At 59.4% G+C, this 25698-nt stretch carries 27 protein-coding genes; 10 read left to right on the top strand and 17 right to left on the bottom strand.

The annotated features are described in order from the left end of the window. Positions 1-155 precede the first annotated feature (155 nt). Positions 156-458, bottom strand: a complete 303-nt coding sequence (locus DMZ65_RS11800) for an urease subunit gamma (RefSeq protein ID WP_084354950.1) — start codon at positions 456-458, stop codon at positions 156-158. A 185-nt stretch (positions 459-643) separates the two neighbouring features. Here DMZ65_RS11800 and DMZ65_RS11795 point away from each other — a divergent pair, with 185 nt between their 5' ends. The 3 genes from DMZ65_RS11795 (at position 644) to DMZ65_RS11785 (ending at position 3139) form a co-directional block, all read left to right on the top strand. Beyond that, positions 644-844, top strand: coding sequence for a hypothetical protein (locus DMZ65_RS11795; protein WP_116599083.1), 201 nt, complete (start codon positions 644-646; stop codon positions 842-844). Between the two features lie 546 nt (positions 845-1390). Then, the gene (locus DMZ65_RS11790) at positions 1391-1624 is read left to right on the top strand and encodes a DUF1127 domain-containing protein (protein WP_232824981.1); all 234 of its coding nucleotides are present in this window, start codon (positions 1391-1393) and stop codon (positions 1622-1624) included. A 231-nt stretch (positions 1625-1855) separates the two neighbouring features. Next, entirely contained in the window at positions 1856-3139 is a 1284-nt protein-coding gene (locus DMZ65_RS11785) for an MFS transporter (protein WP_116599129.1), read from the top strand. A 12-nt stretch (positions 3140-3151) separates the two neighbouring features. Here the strand turns inward: DMZ65_RS11785 and DMZ65_RS11780 are convergent, their stop codons facing one another. Both DMZ65_RS11780 and DMZ65_RS19690 read right to left on the bottom strand, forming a co-directional pair. Continuing rightward, a complete protein-coding gene (locus DMZ65_RS11780; RefSeq protein ID WP_116599082.1) occupies positions 3152-3295 on the bottom strand; it encodes a magnesium transporter in 144 nt (47 codons plus the stop codon). A 256-nt stretch (positions 3296-3551) separates the two neighbouring features. Beyond that, the gene (locus DMZ65_RS19690; protein WP_198662681.1) at positions 3552-3806 is read right to left on the bottom strand and encodes a dihydrodipicolinate synthase family protein; all 255 of its coding nucleotides are present in this window, start codon (positions 3804-3806) and stop codon (positions 3552-3554) included. Between the two features lie 100 nt (positions 3807-3906). On the opposite strand from DMZ65_RS19690, the gene DMZ65_RS11770 reads away from it, so the two are divergent. Continuing rightward, a complete protein-coding gene (locus DMZ65_RS11770) occupies positions 3907-4902 on the top strand; it encodes a toll/interleukin-1 receptor domain-containing protein (protein ID WP_116599081.1) in 996 nt (331 codons plus the stop codon). Between the two features lie 240 nt (positions 4903-5142). Here the strand turns inward: DMZ65_RS11770 and DMZ65_RS11765 are convergent, their stop codons facing one another. The 3 genes from DMZ65_RS11765 to DMZ65_RS11755 form a co-directional block, all read right to left on the bottom strand. Further along, the gene (locus tag DMZ65_RS11765; protein ID WP_232824980.1) at positions 5143-6096 is read right to left on the bottom strand and encodes a DMT family transporter; all 954 of its coding nucleotides are present in this window, start codon (positions 6094-6096) and stop codon (positions 5143-5145) included. 397 nt (positions 6097-6493) lie between these two features. Continuing rightward, entirely contained in the window at positions 6494-7690 is a 1197-nt protein-coding gene (locus tag DMZ65_RS11760) for an MFS transporter (RefSeq protein WP_116599080.1), read from the bottom strand. A gap of 173 nt (positions 7691-7863) precedes the next feature. Beyond that, entirely contained in the window at positions 7864-8292 is a 429-nt protein-coding gene (locus tag DMZ65_RS11755; RefSeq protein ID WP_116599079.1) for an RrF2 family transcriptional regulator, read from the bottom strand. A gap of 80 nt (positions 8293-8372) precedes the next feature. Here DMZ65_RS11755 and DMZ65_RS19685 point away from each other — a divergent pair, with 80 nt between their 5' ends. From DMZ65_RS19685 to DMZ65_RS11740, 4 genes are all read left to right on the top strand, one after another. After that, on the top strand, positions 8373-8528 hold the full coding sequence (locus DMZ65_RS19685) for a hypothetical protein (RefSeq protein WP_179141555.1): 156 nt from the start codon (positions 8373-8375) through the stop codon (positions 8526-8528). Between the two features lie 2 nt (positions 8529-8530). Continuing rightward, positions 8531-8971 (top strand): group III truncated hemoglobin, encoded by a 441-nt coding sequence (locus tag DMZ65_RS11750; protein WP_116599078.1) that lies wholly within the window; start codon positions 8531-8533, stop codon positions 8969-8971. A 61-nt stretch (positions 8972-9032) separates the two neighbouring features. Continuing rightward, on the top strand, positions 9033-10232 hold the full coding sequence (locus tag DMZ65_RS11745; protein WP_116599077.1) for an NnrS family protein: 1200 nt from the start codon (positions 9033-9035) through the stop codon (positions 10230-10232). After that, complete coding sequence (locus tag DMZ65_RS11740) at positions 10232-10903, top strand: NnrU family protein (RefSeq protein ID WP_116599076.1); 672 nt, start codon at positions 10232-10234, stop codon at positions 10901-10903. Before DMZ65_RS11745 ends, DMZ65_RS11740 begins: the two co-directional genes overlap by 1 nt. 160 nt (positions 10904-11063) lie before the next feature. Here the strand turns inward: DMZ65_RS11740 and DMZ65_RS11735 are convergent, their stop codons facing one another. The 7 genes from DMZ65_RS11735 to DMZ65_RS11705 form a co-directional block, all read right to left on the bottom strand. Next, on the bottom strand, positions 11064-12569 hold the full coding sequence (locus DMZ65_RS11735) for an NCS1 family transporter (protein ID WP_116599127.1): 1506 nt from the start codon (positions 12567-12569) through the stop codon (positions 11064-11066). Between the two features lie 74 nt (positions 12570-12643). Beyond that, the gene (locus tag DMZ65_RS11730; protein ID WP_116599075.1) at positions 12644-14431 is read right to left on the bottom strand and encodes a hydantoinase B/oxoprolinase family protein; all 1788 of its coding nucleotides are present in this window, start codon (positions 14429-14431) and stop codon (positions 12644-12646) included. Positions 14432-14448: 17 nt separating this feature from the next. After that, positions 14449-16530 carry a hydantoinase/oxoprolinase family protein gene (locus tag DMZ65_RS11725; RefSeq protein ID WP_116599074.1) on the bottom strand — a complete coding sequence of 694 codons (2082 nt, stop codon included), beginning with the start codon at positions 16528-16530 and terminating at the stop codon, positions 14449-14451. Between the two features lie 40 nt (positions 16531-16570). Next, positions 16571-17854, bottom strand: coding sequence for a TRAP transporter large permease (locus DMZ65_RS11720; protein ID WP_116599073.1), 1284 nt, complete (start codon positions 17852-17854; stop codon positions 16571-16573). A gap of 3 nt (positions 17855-17857) precedes the next feature. After that, positions 17858-18481: a TRAP transporter small permease subunit gene (locus tag DMZ65_RS11715; protein WP_116599072.1), complete on the bottom strand. Its 624-nt coding sequence runs from the start codon at positions 18479-18481 to the stop codon at positions 17858-17860. Positions 18482-18556: 75 nt separating this feature from the next. Further along, a complete protein-coding gene (locus DMZ65_RS11710; RefSeq protein WP_116599126.1) occupies positions 18557-19618 on the bottom strand; it encodes a TRAP transporter substrate-binding protein in 1062 nt (353 codons plus the stop codon). 61 nt (positions 19619-19679) lie between these two features. After that, complete coding sequence (locus DMZ65_RS11705) at positions 19680-20402, bottom strand: isochorismatase family protein (RefSeq protein ID WP_084354965.1); 723 nt, start codon at positions 20400-20402, stop codon at positions 19680-19682. A 184-nt stretch (positions 20403-20586) separates the two neighbouring features. On the opposite strand from DMZ65_RS11705, the gene DMZ65_RS11700 reads away from it, so the two are divergent. Continuing rightward, entirely contained in the window at positions 20587-21486 is a 900-nt protein-coding gene (locus DMZ65_RS11700; protein WP_116599071.1) for a LysR family transcriptional regulator, read from the top strand. Positions 21487-22240: 754 nt separating this feature from the next. Here the strand turns inward: DMZ65_RS11700 and DMZ65_RS11690 are convergent. The 4 genes from DMZ65_RS11690 to DMZ65_RS11675 all read right to left on the bottom strand — a co-directional run bounded on the left by DMZ65_RS11690 (position 22241) and on the right by DMZ65_RS11675 (position 24761). Continuing rightward, positions 22241-23164, bottom strand: coding sequence for a mechanosensitive ion channel family protein (locus DMZ65_RS11690; protein WP_116599069.1), 924 nt, complete (start codon positions 23162-23164; stop codon positions 22241-22243). A gap of 234 nt (positions 23165-23398) precedes the next feature. Continuing rightward, a complete protein-coding gene (gene rnk / locus DMZ65_RS11685; protein WP_232824979.1) occupies positions 23399-23899 on the bottom strand; it encodes a nucleoside diphosphate kinase regulator in 501 nt (166 codons plus the stop codon). Positions 23900-23986: 87 nt separating this feature from the next. After that, positions 23987-24439 carry a GreA/GreB family elongation factor gene (locus DMZ65_RS11680; RefSeq protein ID WP_116599068.1) on the bottom strand — a complete coding sequence of 151 codons (453 nt, stop codon included), beginning with the start codon at positions 24437-24439 and terminating at the stop codon, positions 23987-23989. 85 nt (positions 24440-24524) lie between these two features. After that, a complete protein-coding gene (locus DMZ65_RS11675) occupies positions 24525-24761 on the bottom strand; it encodes a hypothetical protein (RefSeq protein WP_116599067.1) in 237 nt (78 codons plus the stop codon). Between the two features lie 219 nt (positions 24762-24980). Between DMZ65_RS11675 and DMZ65_RS11670 the strand changes: the two genes are divergently transcribed. After that, positions 24981-25286 carry a DUF1127 domain-containing protein gene (locus DMZ65_RS11670; RefSeq protein ID WP_116599066.1) on the top strand — a complete coding sequence of 102 codons (306 nt, stop codon included), beginning with the start codon at positions 24981-24983 and terminating at the stop codon, positions 25284-25286. The last annotated feature ends 412 nt before the right edge of the window (positions 25287-25698 follow it).

The following is a 25698-nucleotide window of genomic DNA, read 5'->3' as shown; positions in this document are numbered from 1 at the left end:
TGTGCTGGGCGCGCTGACACCCGAGGATTTCGTCTGCTCCGGCGCGTCGGAACTGGTCTGGTCGTAGTCACGCCCCGGATCGTCGGACACATGTTTCGCCCGGACGGCATCCTTGTTGTCAGACACAAGCTGGGCGAAGGGATTGAGTTTGAGGGTCATCGGATCGGCTCCATCACTGTGACAAGTTTGGTGCCGTCGGGGAACGTCGCCTCGACCTGGATCTGCGCGATCATTTCCGGCACGCCTTCCATCACATCCTCGCGGCTCAGGACGTTGCGCCCTGACTCCATGAGGTCCGTGACCGTGTTTCCGTCGCGTGCCCCTTCCAGAAGATAGGAGGTCAGCAGCGCGGTCGCCTCGGGCAGGTTCAGCTTCAGGCCTCGCTCCTTGCGTTCCAGCGCAAGCTTGCCGGCCGTGTAGACCATAAGCCGTTCCTGCTCATGCATGCTCAGTAACATCGACGCCCTCCCGATTTTTCATCCACAGCCTCGTCATGCTGGCCGAAGACGTGCGTGATGTCACCTGAAAATAATGCTCAGACAATTCCAACACCGTCGCAAATCGGCCGCCCGGTAACAGACCTCTTGTTGCCTTTACTTAACTTAAGTTAACCTTCGTTCAAATTATTCGAAGGAGAATTGCCGTGCCGTATTTCGGAAAATATGAAACACCGGACGCGCTGTTGCGCGACGATACGGTGAGCCGCGAAGAAAAGATCACGATGCTCGAACAATGGCGGGACGACAAGAAAAGCTACATGCGCGCCACCGATGAGGGTATGGAAGGTGAGGATCGGGCGGAAATGCTCAAGCAGATCAAGAAGGCGCTTGCCGAACTTCAGTAAGCCCCACCGGGTGGGGACAACCTGTCAGTTCCCTACCGCGCAGCGCAGACGCAAATAGCGCGCCGAAGGCTCCGACCAGCAGGAACAACGACGCGACACTGGTCGTAAGAAGGATGTTGTCCAGCAGGACGGAATATCCCGATTGTACGGATCGCGAACATCAATCGACGCGGAAGCGTTCCGGTCCGGCACCATGGGCGCAGAGGGGCCGCAGCCAAGCAGTGCCTGGCCCTGTTCCAAGAAGTGGCGGAAAAGTCACAGCCGCCCCGAGCAGGCTTGAAAATGCGCTGGACGCACACCAGATGTAGAGCATGACGAAGTTCAGCTTCCATATGAGGTTCCCGCCGAATGCGGGAAAACTACTGAACCGCCGGTAACCCCGGGCGGGCCAGCCATTGTGCTGTCTGCGCCTCGGGGTTTCGTGATCTCTCTTCGACACATGAACAGGACGATGGCTTCCGAAAGCGGGGGTTGGACCTTTGCGTTCCACATCCAAGGCGCGGCTGCCGTCGTCGCGGCAACAGTAGTTTTGAATTGGAGGATGGCATGTCCGCATATATCACCCGTGAAATGGTCCGGCAGGCAGCGCATGAATGGCCGTACGAAAATGCCACCGGCGCACTGGGCCGGCTGGTCCGCACGATGAAAAGATCGTGGAAACGGCGCGAAACGGAGAACCAACTCCACGCCCTGTCCGATCGGGAGTTGCGGGATATCGGCCTCTATCGCGGGGACATCCCGCGCGTCGTGCGCCAGATCGACGATGGTGCTCCGATCTGAATTCACCCCTTGCGTGCCACACATAGAGCGCAGGGGTGCGGCAACGCCGTTCCGGCCTGACCGGAAACCCACCAGCCGCCCCACGCAGACCCGCGTAAGGTGATCGAGCCTCGATACAGCCCCGGCCAAGGCCGGGGCTTTTGCATGACCAACTGACACATCCTGGATTCGCGCTATACAGGTGGCAGGTTCCGACTCTCTTGATGGGACAACAAAATCGGGATGGACACCATGGCCCAGAACATACGCGAAACGCTGGCTTCGGTAAGGTCGCTTCTTGGCGGAACGGCAGCGTTCGTGGCGGGCAACAGTCTGCTCGGTGTGGTGCTCCCGCTCCGCATGGAAGCTGCTGACTATCCTGTCGCGCTGATCGGTGCGATCATGGCCGCTTACTATCTGGGGCTGGCTCTTGGCGGGTTCCGGTCGAAAATTGTCATCCTGCGGATCGGCCATATTCGCGCGTTTTCGGTCTTTGCCGCGGTAACGGCCGCAACCTGTCTGGCCTATGACACCTTCTTTGGCCCGACCGCCTGGGTGATCCTGCGGGTCATCAACGGGTTTTGCATTGCCGGGATGACGACCTCGGTCGAGAGTTGGCTGAACGAGCGCAGCAGTAACGAGGCCCGCGGGCGTGTTCTCGGGTTTTACATGCTGGCTTTCTATCTTGCGATGGCACTGGGTCAGTCATTGGTGAACGTCGCCCCGGTTGGTGATGGCGACCTGTTGGATCTGTCTGCGGTGCTGATCGGTCTGTCCCTCATTCCCATTGCGATGACGCGTTTGGGCAAACCGGATCTTCGCGATATCCGGGTTCTGGGGGTGAGACAGATTTTCGCGGCCTCCAAGGTCGGCGTGGTCGGTGCCGGCGTTGCCGGTATCCTGATCGGATCGTTCTACGGGCTGGCCATCGTCTTTGCGCGCCAGATCGGCCTCAGCGTATCCGAAGCGGCCATGTTCATGTCGGTCGTGGTCTTGGGGGGCCTCACCTTCCAGGTTCCCATCGGGATGCTGGCGGACAGGTTTGACCGGCGCATCGTCATGTCCGGCATCCTGATCGCCGTGGGCGCATCATGGGGCCTTCTGTCGATCTCGATCGCGAACGGGGTCTCGTTGATCGTGCTGATGGTCATGGCACTGGCCTTTGGCGGTGCGATCAGCAGCGTTTATCCGCTTTGCGTCGCCCAGACCTTCGACCGGCTGGATCGCAAATATTATGTGGCGGCGTCGGGACGCTTGCTGATGGTCTATTCTACCGGCGCGACCATCGGCCCACTGCTTACCTCGGGACTGATGGCAGCTTTTGGACCTTCATCGTTCTTTGTCTTCGAATCCGTGGTCGCAATAGCCTACGCGCTTTTCGTCTTGTCCAGTGTTCGGTCGGTGCCCCAATTGCCAGAGGCTGAGCGCGAGAAATTCGTGCCGCTTCCTGACAGCTCTCCCACGGCATTGGTGCTTGACCCGCGCATCGAGCCAGATCCCGAAACTCCTGCGTCCGAGCCTGACGGGCAAAGCTGAAGCGATTGCGGATCAGAAACCGAGGATCGCCGAGGCGCTGGTAAAATAGATCAGCAAGCCCGTGGCGTTCGAGATCATGGTAACGAGCGGGCCGCTTGCCGTTGCCGGATCAAGGTGCAAGCGGCCGAGCAGAAAAGGCAGGGATATGCCCACCATGCTACGGGAACAGGGGCTGGAACTGCCACGAACCTGCGCCGGGTTATTGCCCCCGAATTAGCCGGGTTTTGATTTCAGGCCGTTCCAGCACGGCGCGCATTAGCGCCTCAGCCTTGTCGTCGGACATGCGGAGACTCATCGGTGGACGTGTCAAACCGCAGTCGACGCCCCGCAGGCGGAGGGCCGCCTTCATGCCCGGCAGCACACTGGTGTCCAGAAGCGCTTCGACAAGGATCTGGGAAGCATCTTGCAATTCTCAAGCGCGCACCCGATCACCAGCACGCATCGCGGCATCCAGCGCAACGTAAAGTTTACCGAGGATATTGTAGGTCGTGCCGGTCCCGCCATCCGCGCCGAGGATGCCGCCGGTAAGGTAGATTTCGTCGAAACCGAAGAAATAGCTGCTGTCGGGTCGGCGACGGCGCAACATCGAGAACTTGAACAGGTCGGTTGAGGTGAACTTGACCCCCGCGACATTGGGCAAATCAAGAATACGCTCGAGCGAGTCCAAGGGGAGTGGCTAGCTCAGTATTTTCAGGCGGCGGCTTATCAAGCTCGGGCGCAAGTCGAATTGGCACTCATCGACGGCACAGTTTATTCTGACACTCAGAATGACGGATTCGATCGACATTTTCATATCTTACAAACGTGAGGAGCGGGAGACTGCGGCTTCTCTGGCGGAGCGTCTCGAAGATATTGGTTATCGGGTCTACTACGATGTGCGGCTCGAGGTTGGAGGTGATTTTGCCAACGAACTGGACAGCAAACTGCGCATTGCACGACTCGCCGTCGTTCTGTGGTCAACTGCCGCAGCAGGTTCGGAATGGGTCCGCAACGAAGCCCGTTTTGCAAAAGATTTAGGCATATACCATCCGGTTATCCTGGGAACACCAGACCTGCCGCTTGATCTGCGGGGGGCTCACGCCATTGTCTTGGTCGATGGGTACAGGCCAAAGCCGATCATCGACAGTGTTTTCGAGCGTTTGGGCGATCCCAGCGGCATGGGCAGGTCCGCTCTGGCACGAGATTTCCTGAGCTTACGACGACAGATGGCCAATGAGCGCGGTACATCCGGCAGCGATAAGATCGTGGACACCATGCAAGACATGGCCGCAATGATGTTTCCTGAAGAGGTGGTGCCGTCGCGCCCCATAAAGGAGTCAGAGATCCTAAATTTGGCTGACCGAGGGGACGCTGATAATGCGAAGCTGGCCAAGTTTGGCGAGTACACATACCTTCGCCGGATTGTCCTGAGCCGTACGACGGTGTCAGATATCTCACCGCTTCAGCAGATGTCAGCCTTGCTGGAATTGTTTCTGGACGAGACCCCAGTTGCCGCGATTGCGGCATTGAAGGACAAGAGCCATCTTGTAGGCTTACATCTGGGCGGTACGCGCGTAACAGATATTTCACCGCTCTCCCGTTGCAGAAGTCTCGAATGGCTTAATCTCCGAGATACGTCTGTTACCGATCTTCTTCCGCTAATCGGAATGCGCAAGCTGGGAGGCTTGATGCTGCCTGACAAGACCGAGATCGGTTCTATGATCTATTCTGAGGCAGCAGAAAACATCGCGGAAGTTCAAGCGTTTCTCAGGGATGTCCGTTAGCGTTCGGCTGTGACCGCCTGCATCGCAACCTTGTCCGGGCTACGGTCAATGATCTTATAGGCGATGCCGCGCAGGTCCGGTCCGATCGGCGGCCAGGGCTGACAGCACGGCCCCCGAATGAATTGTCAGCATGACGTTTTCCGGCATCCCGATTTCGCGGGTCAGCGCCACGTCGCAGGTGCGGCGTGGCTTATTCCGGCTTTCGGGGTACCCGTGACAGCCGCAAGCAGCATAGCTCGGTCAACGCGCGACCCGCTTGCGCCGCGGGGCCGACGTGTCCGCCTGACCCTCTCGGTGGAAGATGTAGATGCCAGAGCCCAGAATGATTGCGATCCCAAGCCAGGTGAACATATCGGGGAAGTCACCGAACACCAAGAAGCCAAGCGTCGTCGCGGTAACGATCTCAAGATACTGGAACGGCGCAAGCGCTGTCGCGTCCGCCGTGCGATATGCCTCGGCGATCAGAACAAAACTGGTCGCGGCGACAGCGCCGGCGCAAAGGATCAGAACCCAGGCCCATAGCTGGCCAGCGGGCGGCACCATGTTTCCGACGACCTGCATCGACAGCCCGCCAACCAGAACCAGCATCCCTATCGCGGCATAGATTGTTGCACCGCACTGGACCGTCAACGCCGAGCGTGTGACCGAGGCCCGCTTCAATACGATCATGTTGAGCGCATAGGCAAAGGCCGACAGCAGTGGCAAAGCGGTGGCCCAGCCAAAGGTTGATAGTCCGGGACGGATCACGATCAGCGCACCCATCAACCCGACGCCGACGGCAATCAGGCGGCGCGGCCCGGCCCGCTCACGCAGCAGCAACCCGGCAAGAACGGTGAGGATCAGCGGCTCGACAAAGAAGATGGCGATGGCTGTGGCGATCGGCATCACGGAGAACGAGGCGATCAGGCTTGATAGCGAAATCACCAGCAATCCGCCCGACAACGCAACGATCGGCGAGAACATGGCACCGCGCAGGCGTTTGCGCAGCAAAAACGCGACCGGGATCAGAAAAACGGCCTGCGCCAGAATCCGCCACATCGCCACTGCAACCGGATGCATCGTGCCGGTCAGCAATTTTGCAAACGTATCCCCGACCGGCAACAACAGCATCGCCACGATCATTAGCAGCGTGCCGACAGTTGCATCCGACATCGGCAGCGAACCAATTTTGCGCAGAACGAAATTCTGGATCATCACGACACCTCATCACAACAGAACCGCATCTGAGGGACGCGGGCATATTCCGGGCGTTCAGGAGGAAAAGGACTAAAGGCACCCACCGCGACGCCATCGCGGTCCACCTTTCATGTCGAGATAGAAACATCCCGGCGTCCGGTCAATCCGGTCAGTGGCATGTCAGGTATGCGCCAAAGGCATATCCGCGTAACGCTTCTTGCCTGTCGGGGTCGCCTGCCAGGTTCCTCTCCTATCGGCCAGGACCACCGGGAGGCCAAGACCATTCCATTTCCGGGCCTTGCGCTTGCCGTTGTGCCCCTTGGTTCAGGGCAGTATTCAATGTTACGATGCGCGTGTCCACGAATCTCTGCATGAATGACGCAAGCGACCGCCCGGATACATCGCGGCAAGCGGACTAGCCCGGTTGGTCATCGATCCGTGGCAGGAACCACGCCAACAGTCCGGCAAGCGGCAGGATCGAGCAGAACCGGTACACCGCCTCAACTCCGTAGCTGTCCGCCAGCCCGCCCAGGAACGCGGCGGCCACGCCTCCCAGTCCGAAGTTCAGCCCATAGAACAAGCCTCCGATCAGTCCGATCCGGTCAGGCAGCAGATCTATCGCGTAGATCAGAATCGACGCGAAGGCGCTGGCCATGATGAGGTTTATCATCACCGTCAGAACGCCGGTCCAGAACAAGTCCACATATGGCAGCATCAAGGTCAGCGGCAGCGGCCCCAACATCGAGAACCAGATGATCCGATACCGCCCGATCCGGTCGCCGACCATGCCGCCGATCAGCACGCCGACCGCCGCAGCCATCAGAAACACGAACAGCATCATCTGCGAGGCCGGAATCGACAGATCGAACCGTTCGATCAGGTAGAACGTGTAGAATGACCGGAAACTCTCGTTATAGGCATTCTTGGTGAACATCAGCAGCGTCAGCACCACAAGTCCGATGCCTATTGTCAGGGGCGCATGGCGGGCCGCCACCTGATTGGCCTTGCTGCGCGCCCGCAAGGCCGCGAATTCCGCACTGATCTGGCGTTGCTTGCTTCCGATCCATGTCAACAGCATCATCGCCATCAGCGCGATGACCGCGAACCAGGCCAGGCTGGGCTGTCCCCAGGGCACCACGATCAAGGCGGCGAATACCGGCCCAAGCGCCCCGCCGGCCTGTCCACCCACCTGGAACATCCCCTGCGCCAAACCCTGACGGCCGCCTGCGGCGTATCGCGCCATCCGCGTTGCTTCGGGGTGAAAGATCGACGACCCGATCCCGATCAGCGCCACCGACACCAGAATCATCGCGTAGCTCAGCGCAAAGGCGAGGCAGACCAGCCCCGAAAGTGTGAACATCATGCCGACCACCGGCGAATACGGCGCGGGGTGTTTGTCCGTGATCATGCCGACCACCGGCTGCAGCATGGCCCCGGCAATCTGAAAGGTCAGTGTGATCATGCCGATCTGGACGAAATCCAGCGCATAGGCCTCTTTGAGGATCGGATAGGCCGCCGGGATCAGCGATTGCATCAGATCGTTCAGCAGATGTGTCACACCCAGAACCGCAAGAACGGTCAGATGGGTACCGGATCGGGTGACGATGGTCATGGGGTTGTCTTACCGGCTATAGTGTCTTGGATAGGTTCGGGCCCAATTGCGCATAGAGTATGGGTAGCTGCAAGCGCCACATTGGCGCTTAAGCGGGGCGGTCGGCACGATTGTCATGGAACAAATGCCTTTGCGCCCTGAAACATGCGCAGCTTCTGGGGACAGAAGCTGCGTTACACCTTCAACAATGCCTCCAGCGCGCTGCGCGAACGCGTTACCTCGGCAAGGGTATAGCGATCAAGGGTGGCGAAAAACGCCTCTTGCGCTTCGGCCAAAGGATCGCGCAACCCGCAGGCAGGCAGGATGAGGCAAGATTTGTTGGGTCCGAAACATTCCACGACCGGATCATCGCGCTTCATCGCCCGAATGACCGCGCCGACACTGATCTGGTCTGCTGGCCGCGCCAGGGTCAGCCCGCCATTGCGTCCCCTTTCCGACGCGACAAAGCCTTCGCGGGACAGTTGGGTGGCGACCTTGGACAGATGGTGATCCGACAGGTCGTACAGCGCGGCAATCTCTGACGTAGGCACGCGCGCCGGTGCGCGCACCGCCAGGGTCATCAGCACCCGCAGGGCGTAATCGGTAAATTTATCCAGCTGCATGACATATATTTAGCATTTACAATGCGCATTTAAAAGCGTTATATATTGCGCACCAGAAATACCGATTAAGGATCAAGTTGATGACATTGTCCGAACTATTCCTTTGGCCGGGAACCAAGGCCTGCGAACGTCTCGGTGTCGACCCGGAGGGAGAAGCCGCGCTCATCCGCTGGATGGTCAACACGCTTGTCTACCTCGTGGCAAGCCTGCTTGTCGTCTGGGTGATCGTGGCGTGACCATGCCGCCGCGTATTCCCGTCACAGAAGACCAGATCGACCGGGTCGTATCCGAGTTCTATGCCCGCGTCCGAGCGCATCCGGCCTTGGGTCCGGTGTTCGGGGCGCATATCGACGACTGGCCGACCCACGAAGAAAAGATCGGTCGGTTTTGGCGCAACGCCCTTCTGCTTCAGCGCTGCTATGACGGCAACCCGATGCAGGTGCACAGGGCCGCCGGCAACGTAAAAGCGCAGCATTTTCCGGTCTGGCTGTCATTGTTCGACGCCGTTCTCGATCAGGAGTTGCCGCAACCGCTGGCGCAGGCCTGGTCCGCGCTTGCGCACCGGATCGGGCGCGGGCTGAGTTATGGTCTGCCGTCTGAACAAGGCGCGCCCAAGCTGCCTTATCTGGGTGAGGCCTGGGTCAAGAAAAGTCCGCTACCGGCAACGGGCGATCGTTGATGGCTGCCGTGGCGCTATCAAAGCCGACCGCACCGACGGTCCTTCTTACAGGTTGACACCCATGCCGGCACGAACAATGACAAGAATGCGCCGCTGGACCGGCCCCGCAATTCTGTCCTACGGGTTCCGCCCCTTCTTTCTTGGGGCATCCGTTTGGGCCGTTTGCGCGATGGTGCTTTGGGTTTTTATGCTGTCTGGACGGCTTAACCTGCCAACGCGGTTCGATCCGGTATCGTGGCACGCGCATGAATTTCTTTTCGGAACACTGGGCGCTATCATCGCCGGCTTTCTTTTGACAGCGGTGCCGAACTGGACCGGTCGCCTACCAGTCACCGGCTGGCGTCTTGGGGTGCTTGCCTTGGTCTGGCTCGCCGGACGCGTGGCGGTGGCGGTCTCAGGCTTTCTGCCCCTGAGCTTTGCCGCCGTGGTCGATCTGGCGTTTCCATCTCTGCTGGGTGCCGTGATCCTGCGCGAAATTATCGCAGGTCGGAACTGGCGCAATCTTGCGGTACTGGCCGTTCTAAGCATTTTCGTGTTGGCCGATGCGCTCTTTTTTCTGGACGTGACCAACGGGCGTGTTGCGGCGCAGGGCATCGGCCTGCGTCTTGGCACCGCCGCGATCGTCATGTTCATCGCGTTGATTGGCGGTCGGATCATCCCCAGCTTCACCCGCAACTGGCTGGTCAAAGCCAACGACGCGGCGCGCCCTGCCCCACCGATGCAACGATTTGACCGGATCGCGCTTGTGCTCACGGCCGGGACGTTGGTGATGTGGACGCTTTGGCCGGTGGCGAAACCGACCGGCATCGCGTTGTTGGGTATTGGTTTTCTGCACGCACTGCGTTTGGCGCGCTGGCAGGGTTTGCGCACCGTATCGGAACCTCTGTTGCTGGTCCTGCACGCGGGATACGGGTTTGTGCCGCTTGGCGCGGTTGCGATTGGTTGCGCGACGCTGTGGCCGGGCAGTATTGCGTCGGATGCGGCACAGCACCTGTGGATGGCGGGTGCCGCCGGGCTGATGACGCTTGCCGTGATGACGCGCGCGACCTTGGGACATACCGGGCAGACGCTGACAGCCGGTCGGGGCACGGTTGCGCTTTATGGTTTGATGGGCCTGTCCGTTCTGGCCCGCGTCGGCGCGTCGATCTGGCCCGATCTGCCATTCCTGACCAGTGCGGCTGTGCTCTGGATCTGCGCCTATGGAGGTTTCGCCGTATTGTACGGACCATCGCTGCTGCGGCCGACACCGGGTAAGAGCTGATGGGCTGGGCAAATTATCTCGCGGCTTTTGCAACCTTCTTCATCTTGCACAGCTTGCCATTGCGGCCTGCGATCAAGGGGCGGCTTGTAAACATACTCGGCAGACGAGGGTTCAGCACCGCGTATTCCATGATCTCGCTTGTCGCGCTGGCCTGGCTGATCGTGGCAGCGGCGCAGACGCCTTTTGTCGAGCTATGGACTCGCGCCAATTGGCAGGCATGGGCGCCCTTGATCGCGATGGCGGCGGTCTGCATTCTGGTCTGTTTCGGGGCGGCCCGGCCCAACCCGTTTTCATTTGGCGGGGCGCGTAACAACACCTTCGATCCGGCGCATCCCGGACTTATCCGCTGGCTGCGCCATCCGTTGCTGGCCGCGTTGGCGCTGTGGGCGCTGGCGCATCTCGTGCCCAACGGCGATTTGGCCCATGTGATCCTTTTTGGCGTGTTCGGCGCGTTCGCATTGCTGGGAATGAAGCTGGTAGACCGGCGCCGAAAGCGCGAGATGGGGCCGGATCAATGGGCAGAATTGCGCGAGCGTGTCACCAGAAGCCCCATGATCCCCAGCCCGGCCTCCTGGCGCGGAACTGTCATTCGGGGGATCCTGTCCGCAGGCCTATACGCGATGTTGATCGCCGCACATCCGGTCGTATTGGGGGTGTCGCCGCTGCCTTAGCCCGGCAATAAGACAACCGGCACTCACTCGCATCGCTCGGTTGTCCGCAGAGCGCGCCTGCTGCATCCCTTCCGGCGGGGAACACGTTTCAGACCGGCCCATGCAATGAAAAAGGCCGCGCCCCAAGGCGCGACCAGTCGGGGAGCTGTCTTTGCAGCGGTCAGAGGTCTTCGCGGCCCACGGCGCTGCCCTGCGCTTCAGCTTCGGTCAGGCGCTCGAATTGACCCTGGCCCAGATAAACCCAGCTCTTGCCTTCCGAACTTGCAAGATACGCGTCAGAATATCCGCTTTCGATTTCCTGTTGCGGATGCGCGTGAAGCACCAATACCTTCATCAGCACCACATACAGAACCAGCCCAAGCGGAAAGCCGATGACAAAGGCATATTGCGAAAAATATGCAGCGATCCCGCCAGCGACGATCCAGGCGATCAATCCGGCCGGATTGAACCCGCCCGCATAGCGGAACTGTCCGTCAAGCTTGAACAGATCCGGCACATTGATCCGGCGTTTGCGCAACAGATAGTAATCCGCGACCATGATGCCGCCGATGGCTGACAGGAATGCGCCATAATAACCAAGAAAGACAAACAGATTGTTCAGGATCTGCCAAGGAAAACACAATGTGCCCACGATCCCGGCAAGGACAACCGACATCCTGTAGTTGATGACTCTGGGTGCAAGGTTGATGAAGGTCAGCGCCGACGGGATCAGGTTGGCAGAGTTGTTCGTCGACCATTGTGCCAGCACCACAAGCGCCAGCAACAGTACCAGCGACAGCCCCTGCCCTTCGCCCTGAATCACCTCGATCGGGTTCCAGTTACCAGTGGCAATGAACGACACCGCACCCAGCCCGGCAATGAAGGCTTGCGTGACCGGAAGCGCCAGAAGCTGTGCAAGAAACACGTTACGATTGCGCTTGAAGAAGGCTCGCTCGCCAGACGGCACCTTGACGAAACGTGTGAGGTTCGGAACGTCGATAGCCATTGTCGACCAGAAGCTCATATTGGCGATGAACAGGACCAACAAGGACATTTCGCCCGTGGCCTGAAAGGTCCAGATATTGATACCCTGCGTTTCGGCCACGCCTTCAAGCGTGAAATACATCCAGATGGAAATGCCGATGATCGCGGGTGCCGCCAAAGAGGCCAGCCGCTCCACCGACTTGATCCCCGACGCCGTGTTGATGATCTGGACAAGCGCGAAAACAACATACCATAGCGCCCAGCTGTCAAAGCCCAGGAAATACTGCCCGATCCCGTTCAACGCCAGCGCGCCAAGGTAGGTCTGAATGCCAAACCACATTGCCGCCACCACGCCGCGCGACATGGCGGGAAGATGCGTACCATGCACACCGAATGGCGCGCGCAGATAGACAGCGAAGGTCAGGCCGTGCTCGGTGCCAATATCCGCCGTCAGCATCATGAAGGCGCCGATTGCCAGATTGGCCAGCGCGATGGTGATGATGACGGTGGACAGGGGCACACCGCCGCCGACGCCCGCCGCGCCCAGCGAATAGGTTGCGATGATGACGGCAATGCCCACCCAGATCCAGGCATAGCCCAGCATCCCGATGGGTCTTTGGCCTTGTAACGTTGGAAGTATGGATTCCTCTACAAGCGCACTGCGTTCGTGTTCTGCATCTCGTACCCGGTCTACGACGGTCATGTGTGATCCCCTGTTGTCGGTTTCTATTTGGTTTTCGACGAAAAACCCCGGTGCGCGATGCACCGGGGCTGTGTTCAGTTCTGGCGCTGCATCTTCTCGCGCAGCTTGTTTGTTGCCTCGATGTCGACGGTCTCTTCCTCCAGATCGATCACCACGCCGTAAGCGTCATGGGCATGTTTCACCGTGCAGAACCCGTCAAGCACATCCTCCAGCACCTTCTTGGCCGGACGGTTGAGCGGATTGCCAAAACCACCCCCGTTGGGGCTGTAATAGGCCATCACGTCATCCGCCTTGACCTCCAGCCCGGAAAACTTGGAGTGCATTTCGGTCACGTCATCCGGCGATGCATAGTTGTAAAGCAGGCACTTGCCTACCGCGCCCTCATGGCCGCCAAAGATGCCCCAAGGTGCTTCGGTGTGGCGTTCGCTTTCATGTGTGATGAAGCCCGGCGTCAGGACGCGCTGCGATTTGACCACGCCGATACCGCCCCGGAACTCCCCTGCGCCCGGCGGCACGTCATCGCGCAGCTCGTATCGGTCGCAGATCATCGGGATATGCATCGCCAGATCTTCCAGCGGGTTGTTGCGGGTATTGGCCATCAGGTTGTCGATGGCATCCGGCCCGTCCGACCGGGGCCGCCCGCCATAGGCACCTTCGTTCACTTCGAGGAATACCCAGTAGTCCCCTGACGGCCGCACGCCCGAATAGGCCGCGAAAGAGATCGAGGCCGAAGACCCCGCAATGACCGTTTCCGGCAAGACCGGCGCAAGCGCGCGGATGATCAGGTCGATCATGCGGTTGCACTGAGTAAACCGCGCCTCGGCCGAAGCCGGGAATTTCGGATTGAAGATCGACCCCAGCGGCGCGGTGACCTTGATCGGGCGGAACGATCCTTCATTCGAGGGCACGCGCATCTCGGAGGTGGCGGTATCAAGCAGCAGCTTGCGGAACGCCGCAAAGGCCGCGACTTTGGTTGAACCCTCGAATGGCACGTTATAGGCGGTCGGCGTCTGGTCAGCCGATCCCGACAGATCCACCTCGACCGCATCGCCACGCACCTTGACCGTTACCTTGACCTTCAGTGGCTGGCCCCGGTTGCGCCCGTCATCGTCCAGAAAGCCCTCGGCTTCATAATCGCCGTCTGGGATTTCCGACAGGCGTTGGCGGGTCATACGTTCGGAATAATCCATCAGCTGATTGGCCGCGCCAAAGACGACATCCTCGCCGTATTTCTCGATCAGTTCGACGAACCGCTTCGCCCCCAGACGGGCCGAGGCGACCTGTGCCTCGATATCGCTGATAAGCTGCTGTGCGGCCCGGCTGTTCATGCGGATATAGTTCCACATCCCGGTATTGGCCTTGCCCTTGCGATAAAGCTTTACACCCGCCAGCAACATCCCTTCGGCAAACACGTCCGGCACGTCGATGATCAGACCGGGCGTCGCTGCGCCGATATCGACATGGTGCGCGGTGTTGCCTGCAAACCCGACCAGACGGCCCTTGTAAAACACCGGCACAACGATGGCGAGGTCAGGCGTATGCGATGCGCCGTGATAGGGGTGGTTGTGGACGACCACATCGCCCTCGAACCACTCGCCATCTTCAAGCGTTTCCTCGATCCCGCGCAGGTATCCGGGGATCGATCCGATATGCATCGGCGTCGATTCACTTTCACACAAGGTGTTGTAATCCGTATCGAACAACCCCGCGCCCAGGTCCTGGCTTTCACGGATGATCGAGGAAAAGGACATGCGATAAAGCACATGGCCCATTTCCTCTGCAATGGTCTCGAACGCGCCGCGGATGACCTGAAGAGAAATCGGGTCCACCTCGGTTGTTGCGGGTTTGGTCATGACGTTCATGTCTGTCTCTCCCTTTCTCAAGCCGCGCCGACAAGGCGGATGCGGGTGTTGCCATGCGCCAGCGTTTCGGCGGCGTATCCCGGCGGAACGAGCGTGGTCGAATTGTGCTGGATGAGGATCGCCGGGCCGTTCACGACGTCACCGGCATATAGTTTGGACCGGTCATAGCGCGGTGTTTCCAGCGTCTGACCGTTGTCGAACGTGGTGGTGCGCACGAACATCAAGGCGCGGTCCACACTCGATCCATCCGTTTTTTGCACATTCGGGATCTCGATCTTGCGGGCAGAGGCCGATCCGATGGCGCGCAGGGTGATCAGTTCCACCTCCGCATCGCGGTAGCTGTAGCCATAATCAAGCTGGTGCTGGTCGTGGAAGCTGTCGGTGATGGTGCGATAGGTCTCTGCTGTCACCGGCCCGTCAGGCATGGAGGCGCGCAGTTCGAAGCCCTGTCCATGATACCGGCATTCGGCAATGACCTCGATCTTTTGCGCCTCTTGCGGAATGTCGTCCGCGGCAAGCTCTGCCGCCACCTTTTCACGCAACGACGCCACCGCTTCGTTGATCCGCGCATATTCCGCGTCTTTGGCCGCGTTCAATTCGATGACCAGCGCTTCGGTGTGTTCGTATTGCAGATCGGTCTTGAGCAGACCCACCGCAGCGGTGATCCCCGGCGCGACCGGCACGATCACGTCCTTGGCAGATGTCGCTTCGGCCAGGGCCACGCCGTGCAGCGGACCGGCACCGCCGAAAGGCATGATCGAGAACTCGCGGGGATCGACCCCACGCGCAACCGAATTGGACCGGATCGCCAGCGCCATGTTGTTGTTGATGATCTTGATGATCCCAAGCGCAGCATCGGTAACGCTCATGCCAAGCGGCTTGGCGATATATTCCTCCACCGCCTTGCAGGACAGGTCTGCGTCCAGTTGCAGGTCGCCCCCCAGCGCCATGTCGGGGTCCAGTCGGCCCAGCACGATCTGCGCGTCGGTCACGGTCGGTTCCGTCCCGCCACGCCCGTAGCAGGCCGGTCCCGGCTCTGACCCGGCAGAACGCGGCCCCACATTGAAGCCACCCGCCTCGTCGATATAAGCGATAGAGCCGCCCCCAGCCCCGATGGTGACAAGGTCAATCATCGGTGTCAGCACCGGATGGCCTGAGACATAGGTGTCACGCGGGTTCATGATCTTGATCTGATGTTCGGGGATGGTGCTGATATCCGCAGAGGTGCCACCAATATCGACGGTGATGATATTGCCGGTCCCGACCATTTCCCCTTCGGATGCGCCGCCGATGACACCGCCCGCCGGGCCGGACATCAGAATACGCACCGGACGCTTGGCGCAGGCCTCGACAGTGGACACACCGCCGTTCGACTGGATGATCCGCAACTTGGATCCCACACCCGCCTCGCGCAGCTTGGCCTCCAGATCACGCAGGTAGAACGCCGTCTTTGGCCCGACATAGGAATTCATTGCAGCGGTCGAAAACCGTTCGTATTCGCGCATCACATTGGCCACTTCGGAAGACAACGTGACATAGGCCTCGGGGATTTCTTCCAGCACGATATCGCGCGCGCGGCGCTCGTGGGCATTGTTGAGGAAGGCGAACATGAAGCCAATCACGACGGAGTCGATGCCGCGCTTCTTGAACAGTTTGCAAGCATCGCGCACGGCATCCTCGTCAAGCGGGGTCAGCACTTCGCCGGTCGGCGGCACGATGCGTTCGGCCACCGAAATCCGGTTGCGGCGTTTGACCAGCGGCTGGCTTTGCCATGGCACGTCGAAATGCAAAGAGAAGTTATGCGGCCGCTTGTGCCGACCGATATGCAGGATATCACGGAACCCTTCCGAGGTGATCATCCCGCATTCCGAGCCGTTATGCTCAATCGTGATATTGGTTGCGGTCGTCGTACCATGGACAATGGTTTCAACCTCGGACGGCTCGATCCCGGCCATCTTGCAGATGCTCTGCACACCCTCGACCACGCCGATGGACTGGTTTTTCAAGGTCGTGGGAACCTTGTGGTAAAATACTCCTGCGCCGGTTTCGAGCACAAGATCGGTGTTCGTGCCCCCGACATCTACGCCAATTCGAGCCATTTCATCCTCCTGTTTGTTTGTTCATCTTGTTGCATTCATTTCAGCCAAATGTGTCCGGCAACCACAGTGCGATTTGCGGAAAAACCAGCATCAGGGCAATCATCGCTATCAGTGCGAACAAAAAAGGCAGCGCACCGATGATGACGTCATTCATTGACCCGCGCCCGCGTACCCCCTGGATCACATACAGGTTGACCCCGATGGGCGGCGTGATCAGCGCGGTTTCCAGCATCAGCATCATCAGGATGCCGAACCAGATCAGGTCAAAGCCAAGCCCCGCAACGATCGGCGCGAGAAGCGGCGTCGCGATCAGAAGCAGCGAGAACGCCTCCATGAAACAGCCCAGAAACATGAAGGCCACGACGATCACGATCATCGTCTGCATCGGGCTGAGGCCCAGACCGTTGATGAAAGCGCTCAGCAGATCGGTCAGTCCGACCACCGCGAGCACGAAATTCAGAAAGATCGCGGCAAAGACGATCAACATCACCATCGCCGTGGTGCGCATCGTGGATTCCAGCGCAAGCCGCAGCATCGTGATATTGAGCGTTCCGGTCCAAGCCGCCAGCCCGAGGGACGCGACCACGCCCAAGGATGCAGCCTCTGTCGGGGTGGCGATCCCGGCATAGATAGAGCCGACGACGACCAGAAAGATCCCAAGCGGAGGCAACAGGTCGGGCAGGCAGGCGATGCGCGCACGCCAGCTGGATTTTTCCGGCCGTCCGCCCCAAGCGGGCCGGATGATGCAGGCCACGGCGACGGTGAGCATGAACAACAGCGCCAGCAGAAATCCGGGCAGAAATCCGGCAAGGTAGAGCTTTGGCACCGAAGTGTCGGTCAACAGCGCATAGACGATCATGTTGATGGAGGGCGGGATGAGGATGCCCAGCGTGCCGCCTGCGGCCAGCGTGCCCATGAACAGGCGCGGGTTGTAGCCTTTCTTTTCGATCTGCGGCATCGCCACCGTGCCGACCGTGGCAGCCGTCGCGATTGACGAACCGGAGGTCGCGGCAAACAGGGTGCTGGCGCCGATATTCGAATGCATCAGCCCGCCGGGCAGCCATGAAATCCAATGTGTCAGCGCGTTATACATCCGCTCGGCAATGCCTGCCCGCAGCAGGACTTCGCCCATCAGGATGAACAACGGCACCGCGATCAGGATGAATTCGATGCTGTTGGTCCAGAAGATGTCACCCGCCGCCAGATAGAGCGGCATGGGCGAATAAAGCCAGGCCAGCACGAAGGCAAGAATGCCCACCACAGCGGCAATCGGCACGCTTAGCGCGATCAGCCCGAAGAGTATTCCTGAAGCGGAACCAAGCATGCGTTATCCTCCTGCCGAAAGCGGGCGCGTGTCCGGCTCAGTTTCTGGGTATTGGGGCACAACGCCTTTTGTTTCATCGTCAATTTCTTCTTCCATTGACAAGGCACCGCCCAGATTTTGCACCCCCGCCCAGTCCCGGCGGAACCACGCGGCGACAAGGCCGCCCAGCAGAAACACCAAGGTCAGACAGAACAGACACCAACCCAGCACCCAGATGCCTTGCGGCAGGATCAACGGTGTGTGCAGTGGCGTGATCGAGTGGGAGTCGTTTTTCCAGGTGACCGTCACCATCGCCAATGCACGCCAAGTCACAATGCCCGCAAAACCGGTCAACAACGCCAGCCCGAAGATGTCCAACGCGCCCCGGATCGCGACGGGCAGCCGCATGTAAATGACATCAATCCGCACATTGGCGCGATGCATCACGGCGTAGGGAAAGGCAAAGGCCGTGGCGATCGCAAAAAGGTAGCCGGAAATCTCGTCGGAACCACCCAAGGTCACGCCAAGGATCTTGCGTGCAAGAACATCCACCGACACCATCACCGCCGCCAGCACCATCATGGAGCCGCCAATCCAGACTGCAAAAAGCGACAGTCGGAAAACGTATGATAATGCCGTTTGATACATGTTCTCTCCGTGGTTGTGAGGCGGATGGGAAGCCCGGACCGCGTTATGCCAAGCGGTCCGGCCAGATGTGCCGGATCAGCCGCCCGGTGCCGGGGCGACTAGTCCCGAGGCCTGTCCGGCAGTCGCGTTCCACGCGTTCACGCAATCTGCGCCACACCGTTCGGCCCAGCGGGCCAGAACGAAATCGTCAAGGATCGCCTGACGGGCGGCCGTGTCGTCCTCGCTTGGCCGGTGGAGCACGGCGTCTCCCGGCGTTCCAAGGGTGCATTCGTCGACCGTGCCAGTCAGGCATCCGACACCCATCTCCTGTTCGGATTCGGCCAGCGTCCAGCCGTCATTCACCATATCATCAAAGGCCGCCTGCATTGTCTCTCTGGTCTCTGCGTCCAGCCCGTCCCACAGCTTTGCGTTCACGGCCGTGAACGTGATCGAGTACCCGACGGGCAGCGCGAACACATGATTGATGACCTCGTGCCAGCTTGCCTTGAATGCCGAAACCGGATCGGTAATTGCGCAATCGGCAACACCTTTTTCAAGCGCCGGGACAACCTCGGCGAATGGCAGCGTTACGGTTACGCCCCCCGCGCCCTCGACGAAATCGCCAAGCGTCGCGGAATGGACGCGCACCTTGCGCCCCTCCAGATCGGAGATACCGGAAATCTCATCCCGGCAGTAAATCATTGACGCAGGCCAAGGGTGCAGCGCCACGATTGTCGCGCCATAGGTATTGCGGAAAAGCTCGTCCATTGTCGGGCGGTATGCATCGACGATGGCGTGCATGGTGGTAAAATCGGTCGCAATGCTGGAAAGGTCAGCCCCTTCGATTGCCGGGTTTTCAGACGCGACGTAGCTGCCCAGACCGTGCGCAACCTCGAACACCCCGAGGCTAAGAAGGCGCATGACCTCGGTGCCTTTCAGCCCTGCTTCGGTGATCGGAATGGCATCGCCCCCGATCTTGCCGTTTGTCGCTGCGGGCAAACTGTCGGCCCAGAAAGGGTGTTCGACATTCTGCCAAGAGGAAAGGTTGCCCCACGTCCCGACGACCTTGAAGGTTTTCTCGGCACCATCGCTTGCAAAGGTGGTCCCGGCTGCAAAGCACAACGCCGCAGTGGTCGCGAAAACTGTCTGGATCTGCATGTTCTTTTCCCCTGTTGAGAATGTAAAAAGGCGCTGCCTTTCCGACAGCGCCTTCCGTTTCTTATTCGGCAGCGGCGGCCACGCCGCCAAGACTGTCGATATAGGCGACACACTCATCCACCGACTTGACGTCACCGAACTTCGCGTCGATGTCGAACAGGTTCCAGGCAACGGCACCGGGCACCCGGTCGCCGATGGCTTCACGAACGGCGATGGGGCGGAACCCGTCTGCAATGCCGTCGCAGATCGTCTGGCGCACACAGGCACATGCGGTCACCCCGGTCACCAGGATCGTGTCCACATTGTTGGCCCGCAAAATGCCCGCCAGCTCAGTACCGTGGAAGGACGAAGCGCGCTTTTTCAGCAAGGTGTATTCGCCATCAACCGGTGCGATGCGGCTATCGATGGCCCACAGATCCTTGTCCGCCAGATCAACGACATCCACAGGGATCTTGTCATGCCACAGACCCATATCCGTGAACGGCGCGTTGCGGTCGGTGATTTCATACGCCGTCGTCACATGAACAACCGGAAGTTGCTGCGCACGGAACGCCTTGAGAAGTTTCTGCATCCCCGGAATGATCTCGTTATCCATCTTCTCCTGATCGCAGGTGAAGGGATTGCCCGGACGGGTCCATGCATTCGCCAAATCCACGCTGATCAGCGCGGGGCGCTTGCCAAAGCCGACGCGACGCTGAAAGCCGCGCTCTTGATATAGCTTTGATGATGCATCAAATGCAGCCTGAAGCATTTGATCCAATTCTTTGTTGTCGATGTCGCTCATGTGTCCTCCATGCCCAAAACGGGGAGTTTGCTGATACTTGACCGTCTCAGAAGCACTTTATCGCGCCCTTTGACCGAACATGACCAAGGGTGAGCCTTTGAGAAACGAAACTGAATTGACGAAACAACATTTATTAATGCATGATATGCATCAACCATTTTTTTCCACAATCGGAAGCCGTTAGATGTCAACGCTGCCTGATTTTTCTCTGCTGCAATCTTTTGTGACGGTGGCACAGGAGCTGAATTTCAGACGCAGCGCGGAACGTTTGGCACTGGACCAGTCAGCGCTGAGTCGCCGCATTCAGAGACTTGAGGCGCAACTGGGCTATCCGCTTCTGGAACGCACCACCCGCGAAGTCCTGCTGACCCAAGCGGGCCAGAATTTCTATAATTCCGCGCTACAACTGCTGGATGACTATGTGCAGTCGATCAACGATTCGCGGCGCATCGCGGAAGGCCGCTCCGGTCACGTTCGTGTCGGTTACATGGCCTTTGCCGCCACGGAACTGATGCCGCACGCGGTGGCACGTTTTGAACAGCAACACCCCGACATCTCGCTTGCGCTGCGATACATGCGCACCCAAGGTCAGAAAATCGCCATCGCCAATGACGAAATCGACGTCGGATTCATGATCGGTCCGTATGACAACAGTGATTGCCACAGCCTGCTTCTCAGCAGTGAACTGCTGTATGTCGTCACCCCCCGGTCGCACCCTCTTTTACGCAAAAGCCACATAGAACCGGAAGATTTGCAAAACGTACCTTTGATCCTGGGCGACATGGCGGAATGGGGCGAGTTTCGCTATCGGCTCGCTGACCTATTCAGCCGTTCGGGCATTGATCTTACGCCAACACTCGAAGCGTCCAACACGCTGGCGCTGATAGGTCTGGTTTCAGCAGGTCTGGGCGTGACCATCTACCCCGAGAGTCTGGTCGGCTTCCTGGGCCGTACCGTTGAGACACGGCCCATCATCCATCCCGACTACCGCAGCCGCACCGTTTTGGTCTGGAAACGAAACAACCGATCGCGTGCTGTGCTACATTTCGTTGAAACGACGAAGAAGCAGGGCACACGAAGATAACCAAAGGGGCGCGCGACGCGGACCCCGACACGCCGATCAAGCATCTGAAGCGTTATCCGACCTCCGGCATGGCTGGCGATCAGCGCAAGACATCAACCTGAACGCGCTTGCGTAACTGGCCGGCGTGCATGGCCCCACCGGCCTTGACGAGCCCGTGCGCATTATCCGCCGGATCGGCGGTCGGAATTTGGCGACCGAGGTCACTTCAGCCCATTTTGTGATCTGAAAAGCGTGCCGCGGACCGGGTCACGCTCGGTGATCGTCGTCATGCATGCGCCTTTGGCATCGTGCAGGCGCTTCGGCATATGTCAGCCGAAGCGCCCGGATGGGTGTCAATATCCGCTGCCGGATTCAGGTTTTTCAGCAGTCTTGCCGCGCGCGGTCGCAATTTCGGCGCGGGCGGCTTTGGACAAAAGGGGGGGCGTCGTTGCTGGGTGTGACAAGGTTGAGCCTTGTTTGGCGCGCATGGCAGTGGCCTCTCCGGAAGAGCGGAAAACGCCAATCTCCTTTCCAGCAACACGGCAACAATCGACAATACGCTCAATCGCGCCCTGCACGATCTGTTCAGTGGATTCAGCATTCGGCTGCACCCCAAGCGCGAGACACAGCTCGTTTGGCCCCACATAGATGCCGTCAAGCCCCGCGCGTCACCGCACCCGACCTGCACGCAGACTCATTGCCTGAGCGGCTCAACAGAAAGTCACTCCGCTATCGGCGCAAGGCAACCTTGGCGCGCATCGGGTGAACTCGCGCATTATTCCGAACGAAGGTCGGGCGGTCGAACCTTCGATAGCGTTTCATCCGACTGCGAGATTACCTCTATACGACGGTGAGGGGCGATCGAACCGGCCCGCCGCAATGCGTCGTCCACCCGAGCGAACACCTCGTCGCGACAGTCTATGTCGCGGTCGAACCGGGATAGCCAATAGCGCAGGGCATAGGTAATCCCTGCTTCTTCATAGGCCAGAACACGCACATCCGGCGCAGGATCCTTCTGGATCAGGTCCGCCGCTTGAAGCGCCTCCAGCATCACCTCGCGCGCCTGAGAAATCGGCATGCTATGATCCAGCGTAATACTGACCTGCGCGCGGTATTCCGGTTTTGGCGCGGAATAGTTGGTGATGCGCTGGCGCGCGATTTGGCTGTTGGGCAGGATCATATAGGTCCGGTCACGGGTCAGCAGACGCGTGGTGCGCCAGCCGATCTCGATCACCTTGCCACGGGCCAACCCGTCTATATCGACCCAATCCCCGATGCGGAACGGACCCTCCACCCCAAGCGCGATGCCCGACAGGGTGTCGGCGACGACATTTCGGACCGCGAAACCCAGCAGCGCCAGTATCAGGCCGGACCCTGCCAGCGCCCCGAACGCGCCCTTGCCCATGTAAAGCGATGTCGTCGCGACGAACGCCATCAGGAACAGCAGTGCCGCCACCATATCTTTAAGCAGACGTGGATAGGGCTTGCGCCGCGTCGCCGCCTGATCCAGCGCCATCGCCGCGATCCGGCTGACAAGCCAGGCCGCCGCAAAATAGGCCAGCGCCGTGACAGCGAGCGGCAGCATTTCGCCATCCCCGAAAAGCCCGGCCAGTTGCGATGGAAACAGGACCAGCCCAAGGCTGGTAAATGTCAAGACCGTCGGCCATAGAAGCCGACGAAGATGTTGCTTTGCGCTCATAGCCGATCTCCCTTCGTTTGACGCGACTGTGGGCGGCGCAGTTGCCCGCCCTGTACGGGCAGACAACTGGCCGAGGCAGCCCTCAATCCATGACTGTTGATGCTTCGCACCGGATCCGATGCAACGGTATTACGATGACATTTCCGCAGGTCGCGCGGCTTCGGATGCAAATCAGATCGCGGATCGCGAATAATGGGTTGCATCCGTCATCCCGAAGCGCGCACGACGACATGCTTACGCCGTCGCGGTTTCGTCAGGGGCGCTGTCATCCCCCTTGTCACGGGAATCGTGGGGCTGCTCAAGATCGTCGTCGGACGACTCTTCGACCCGGATCACCGTCAGCATCCGACGCTGGTTTGCCCGCGTGTCCCAATGAAAAACGGCCCCCTCGGCCAATCCCAGCAGAGCGACACCGATCGGCGTCACAATCGACACGCGCTGACGCGCGATGTCGGCATCTTCGGGGAATACCAGTGTCACGGTCTTGTCCAACCCGGTGCTTTCGTCCCTGTAGGTTACAGAGCGACCGATCGACACGACGTTTGCTGGCATCTTGGACGGCGCAACGATCCGCGCGCGCGCGATCTCATCCAACAGGCGATCGGCGAGCGTTGGATTGCGCTGCATCGCGCCTTCTGCCAGCGCTTCGATATGTGCAAGATCATCGGAATTGATGACAATTTTCGGTGTCCGGGTACGGCGTTTCTTAACGGTTTCGTTCATATCGGCTAACATCGGTCGGCCTCCTTCCAGGTATGGGATAAAAGAGCGAATGGCATGGCCCACCCGCTTCTCGGTCGTAATTAACTTTTCAGTTCGGCGTCAGTTCGGCGGCATAACGTCGAGGACCGATACCGACATGATTGACCCGTCCTCGCACAGAAGCGGCGCGCGTTGTCCGGCCCGCATGCCAATCAACGTGGCCCCCAACAAAGACGCCACCGGTATCACACCACTGCCCGCCCCCGATCTCGCACGATGGGCCAAGAGCCCCGTCTGGGTTTCTGCATTGTTGACGCAATAGGTTACACGACACCCACCGGTCACAAGATCGCGTTCATGCAGCTTGCTGACAGGATCGGTCATCAGGATCTTGTCGCGCAACACATATGCAAGCAACCTCCATGCCGGGTGCTGCGTGCCTTCGCACTGATCCAGATGCCGCTGAAGCTGCGCGTGATCGGCCTCGGGCAATACCAGATGCCTGCGCTGCCCTTCTCTCGGGCCATGTTGGTTCCGGATGTCGTATGAAAGACTGTCACAAATATTGGTCATGGTTTCCCCTCGGGCGACCTTGTCGCCACTTGTTCATTTTTGGACTATGAGGAGGCCCCGGAAGGTTCAGGAAACGCGAACGCGTCTACACCGCCCGGGGAAACGGGCGGTTCAGCAGGAGAAATCGAAAATGATCTGCATGTACCAACATGACAATAAGATAGGTACGCAAGGCCCCTGCGTCAATCTCATGCGCGATTGAGAACGCTAAAATAGCAGTGATTGAGCGGTTTCCGGCCAAGATGTCGCGGCCCCGGCCGGCGACCTTGAAAACTTTGGTCGGACGGGCCAGATATAGATCATGTTGATGGTCATGTTTCATATGAGGTTCCCGCCTAGCGCGGGAAATCTGCTGAACCGCGGGTAGCCCCGAGCGGGGCCGGGTATTGTGCCGGCTCGCGCCTCGGGGCGGACAGTGATCTTACATCGATCAAATCGAAAGACGAAGACGCTTCTTCCATTGCCGATTGGCTCAATTACGGGAAACCGTGGGCTATTCGGCAGGTAAGGCGTTGATCGTCGTGGTTTCAACACTCTCGACATGGAAAATGACATGCAAACTTTCTTGACGCCGGGAAACTTCCTTTCTCCAGCTTTGTCTCGGTCAACTGCACCGCGCGACCCTGCCAAGACCGCCGGCCGCACGTTGCGCCGATGGGCGCGGGCCGCAATTCGTCGATGGCAACGCAACAAGTTGATCGCAACGCTTGAAGCCATGGATGATTGGGTTCTGCACGATATCGGGATCTATCGCGATGACATCCGTGACGTCGTCAACACCTTTGACGACCGTGAACTCGGCATGGAGTTTTTTGCCGCGCCAATCGGATCCCACAGGGGGGAATAAAAGCGCGCTTAGCAAAATGACGTGATCCCGCCGCTTCATACGCGCGCATCACTGGCCCCGGTGACGCGAGCACGACACCCGTTTCGATCAGAGAGGACCGAAAAGATGATGATTTGCAAAGCCGATTTCGAAGAGTTGTTCCCCGACCTGTTCAAACCCGAACCCCAACCCGCCGCTGCCGCGCGCCAAACTGCCGATCCAGCAACTTTGGTCACCTCACCCCGCACTGGTTGCACTGCCAGCGGGGAAGATGACGCTGGCCGGGAAGTGTCTGCCAAACTGCGACGCCGGGCTGTATCGAGTTCCAGACCGCAATATGCGGGGGTTTCTCGCCCTGGACCGTTAGACTTCGCGCTGCCCGTCACCGCGGCCTATGCGGCAGCATGGGCCACGCTATCTGATTAAGGGCAGC

Origin of the sequence: Primorskyibacter marinus (assembly GCF_003313245.1) — a bacterium.
In the GTDB taxonomy this organism is placed as follows: Bacteria; Pseudomonadota; Alphaproteobacteria; order Rhodobacterales; family Rhodobacteraceae; genus Primorskyibacter; species Primorskyibacter marinus.
The sequence above is the reverse complement of the archived record's forward strand: the minus strand, read 5'-3'. Positions and strand labels throughout refer to the sequence as shown.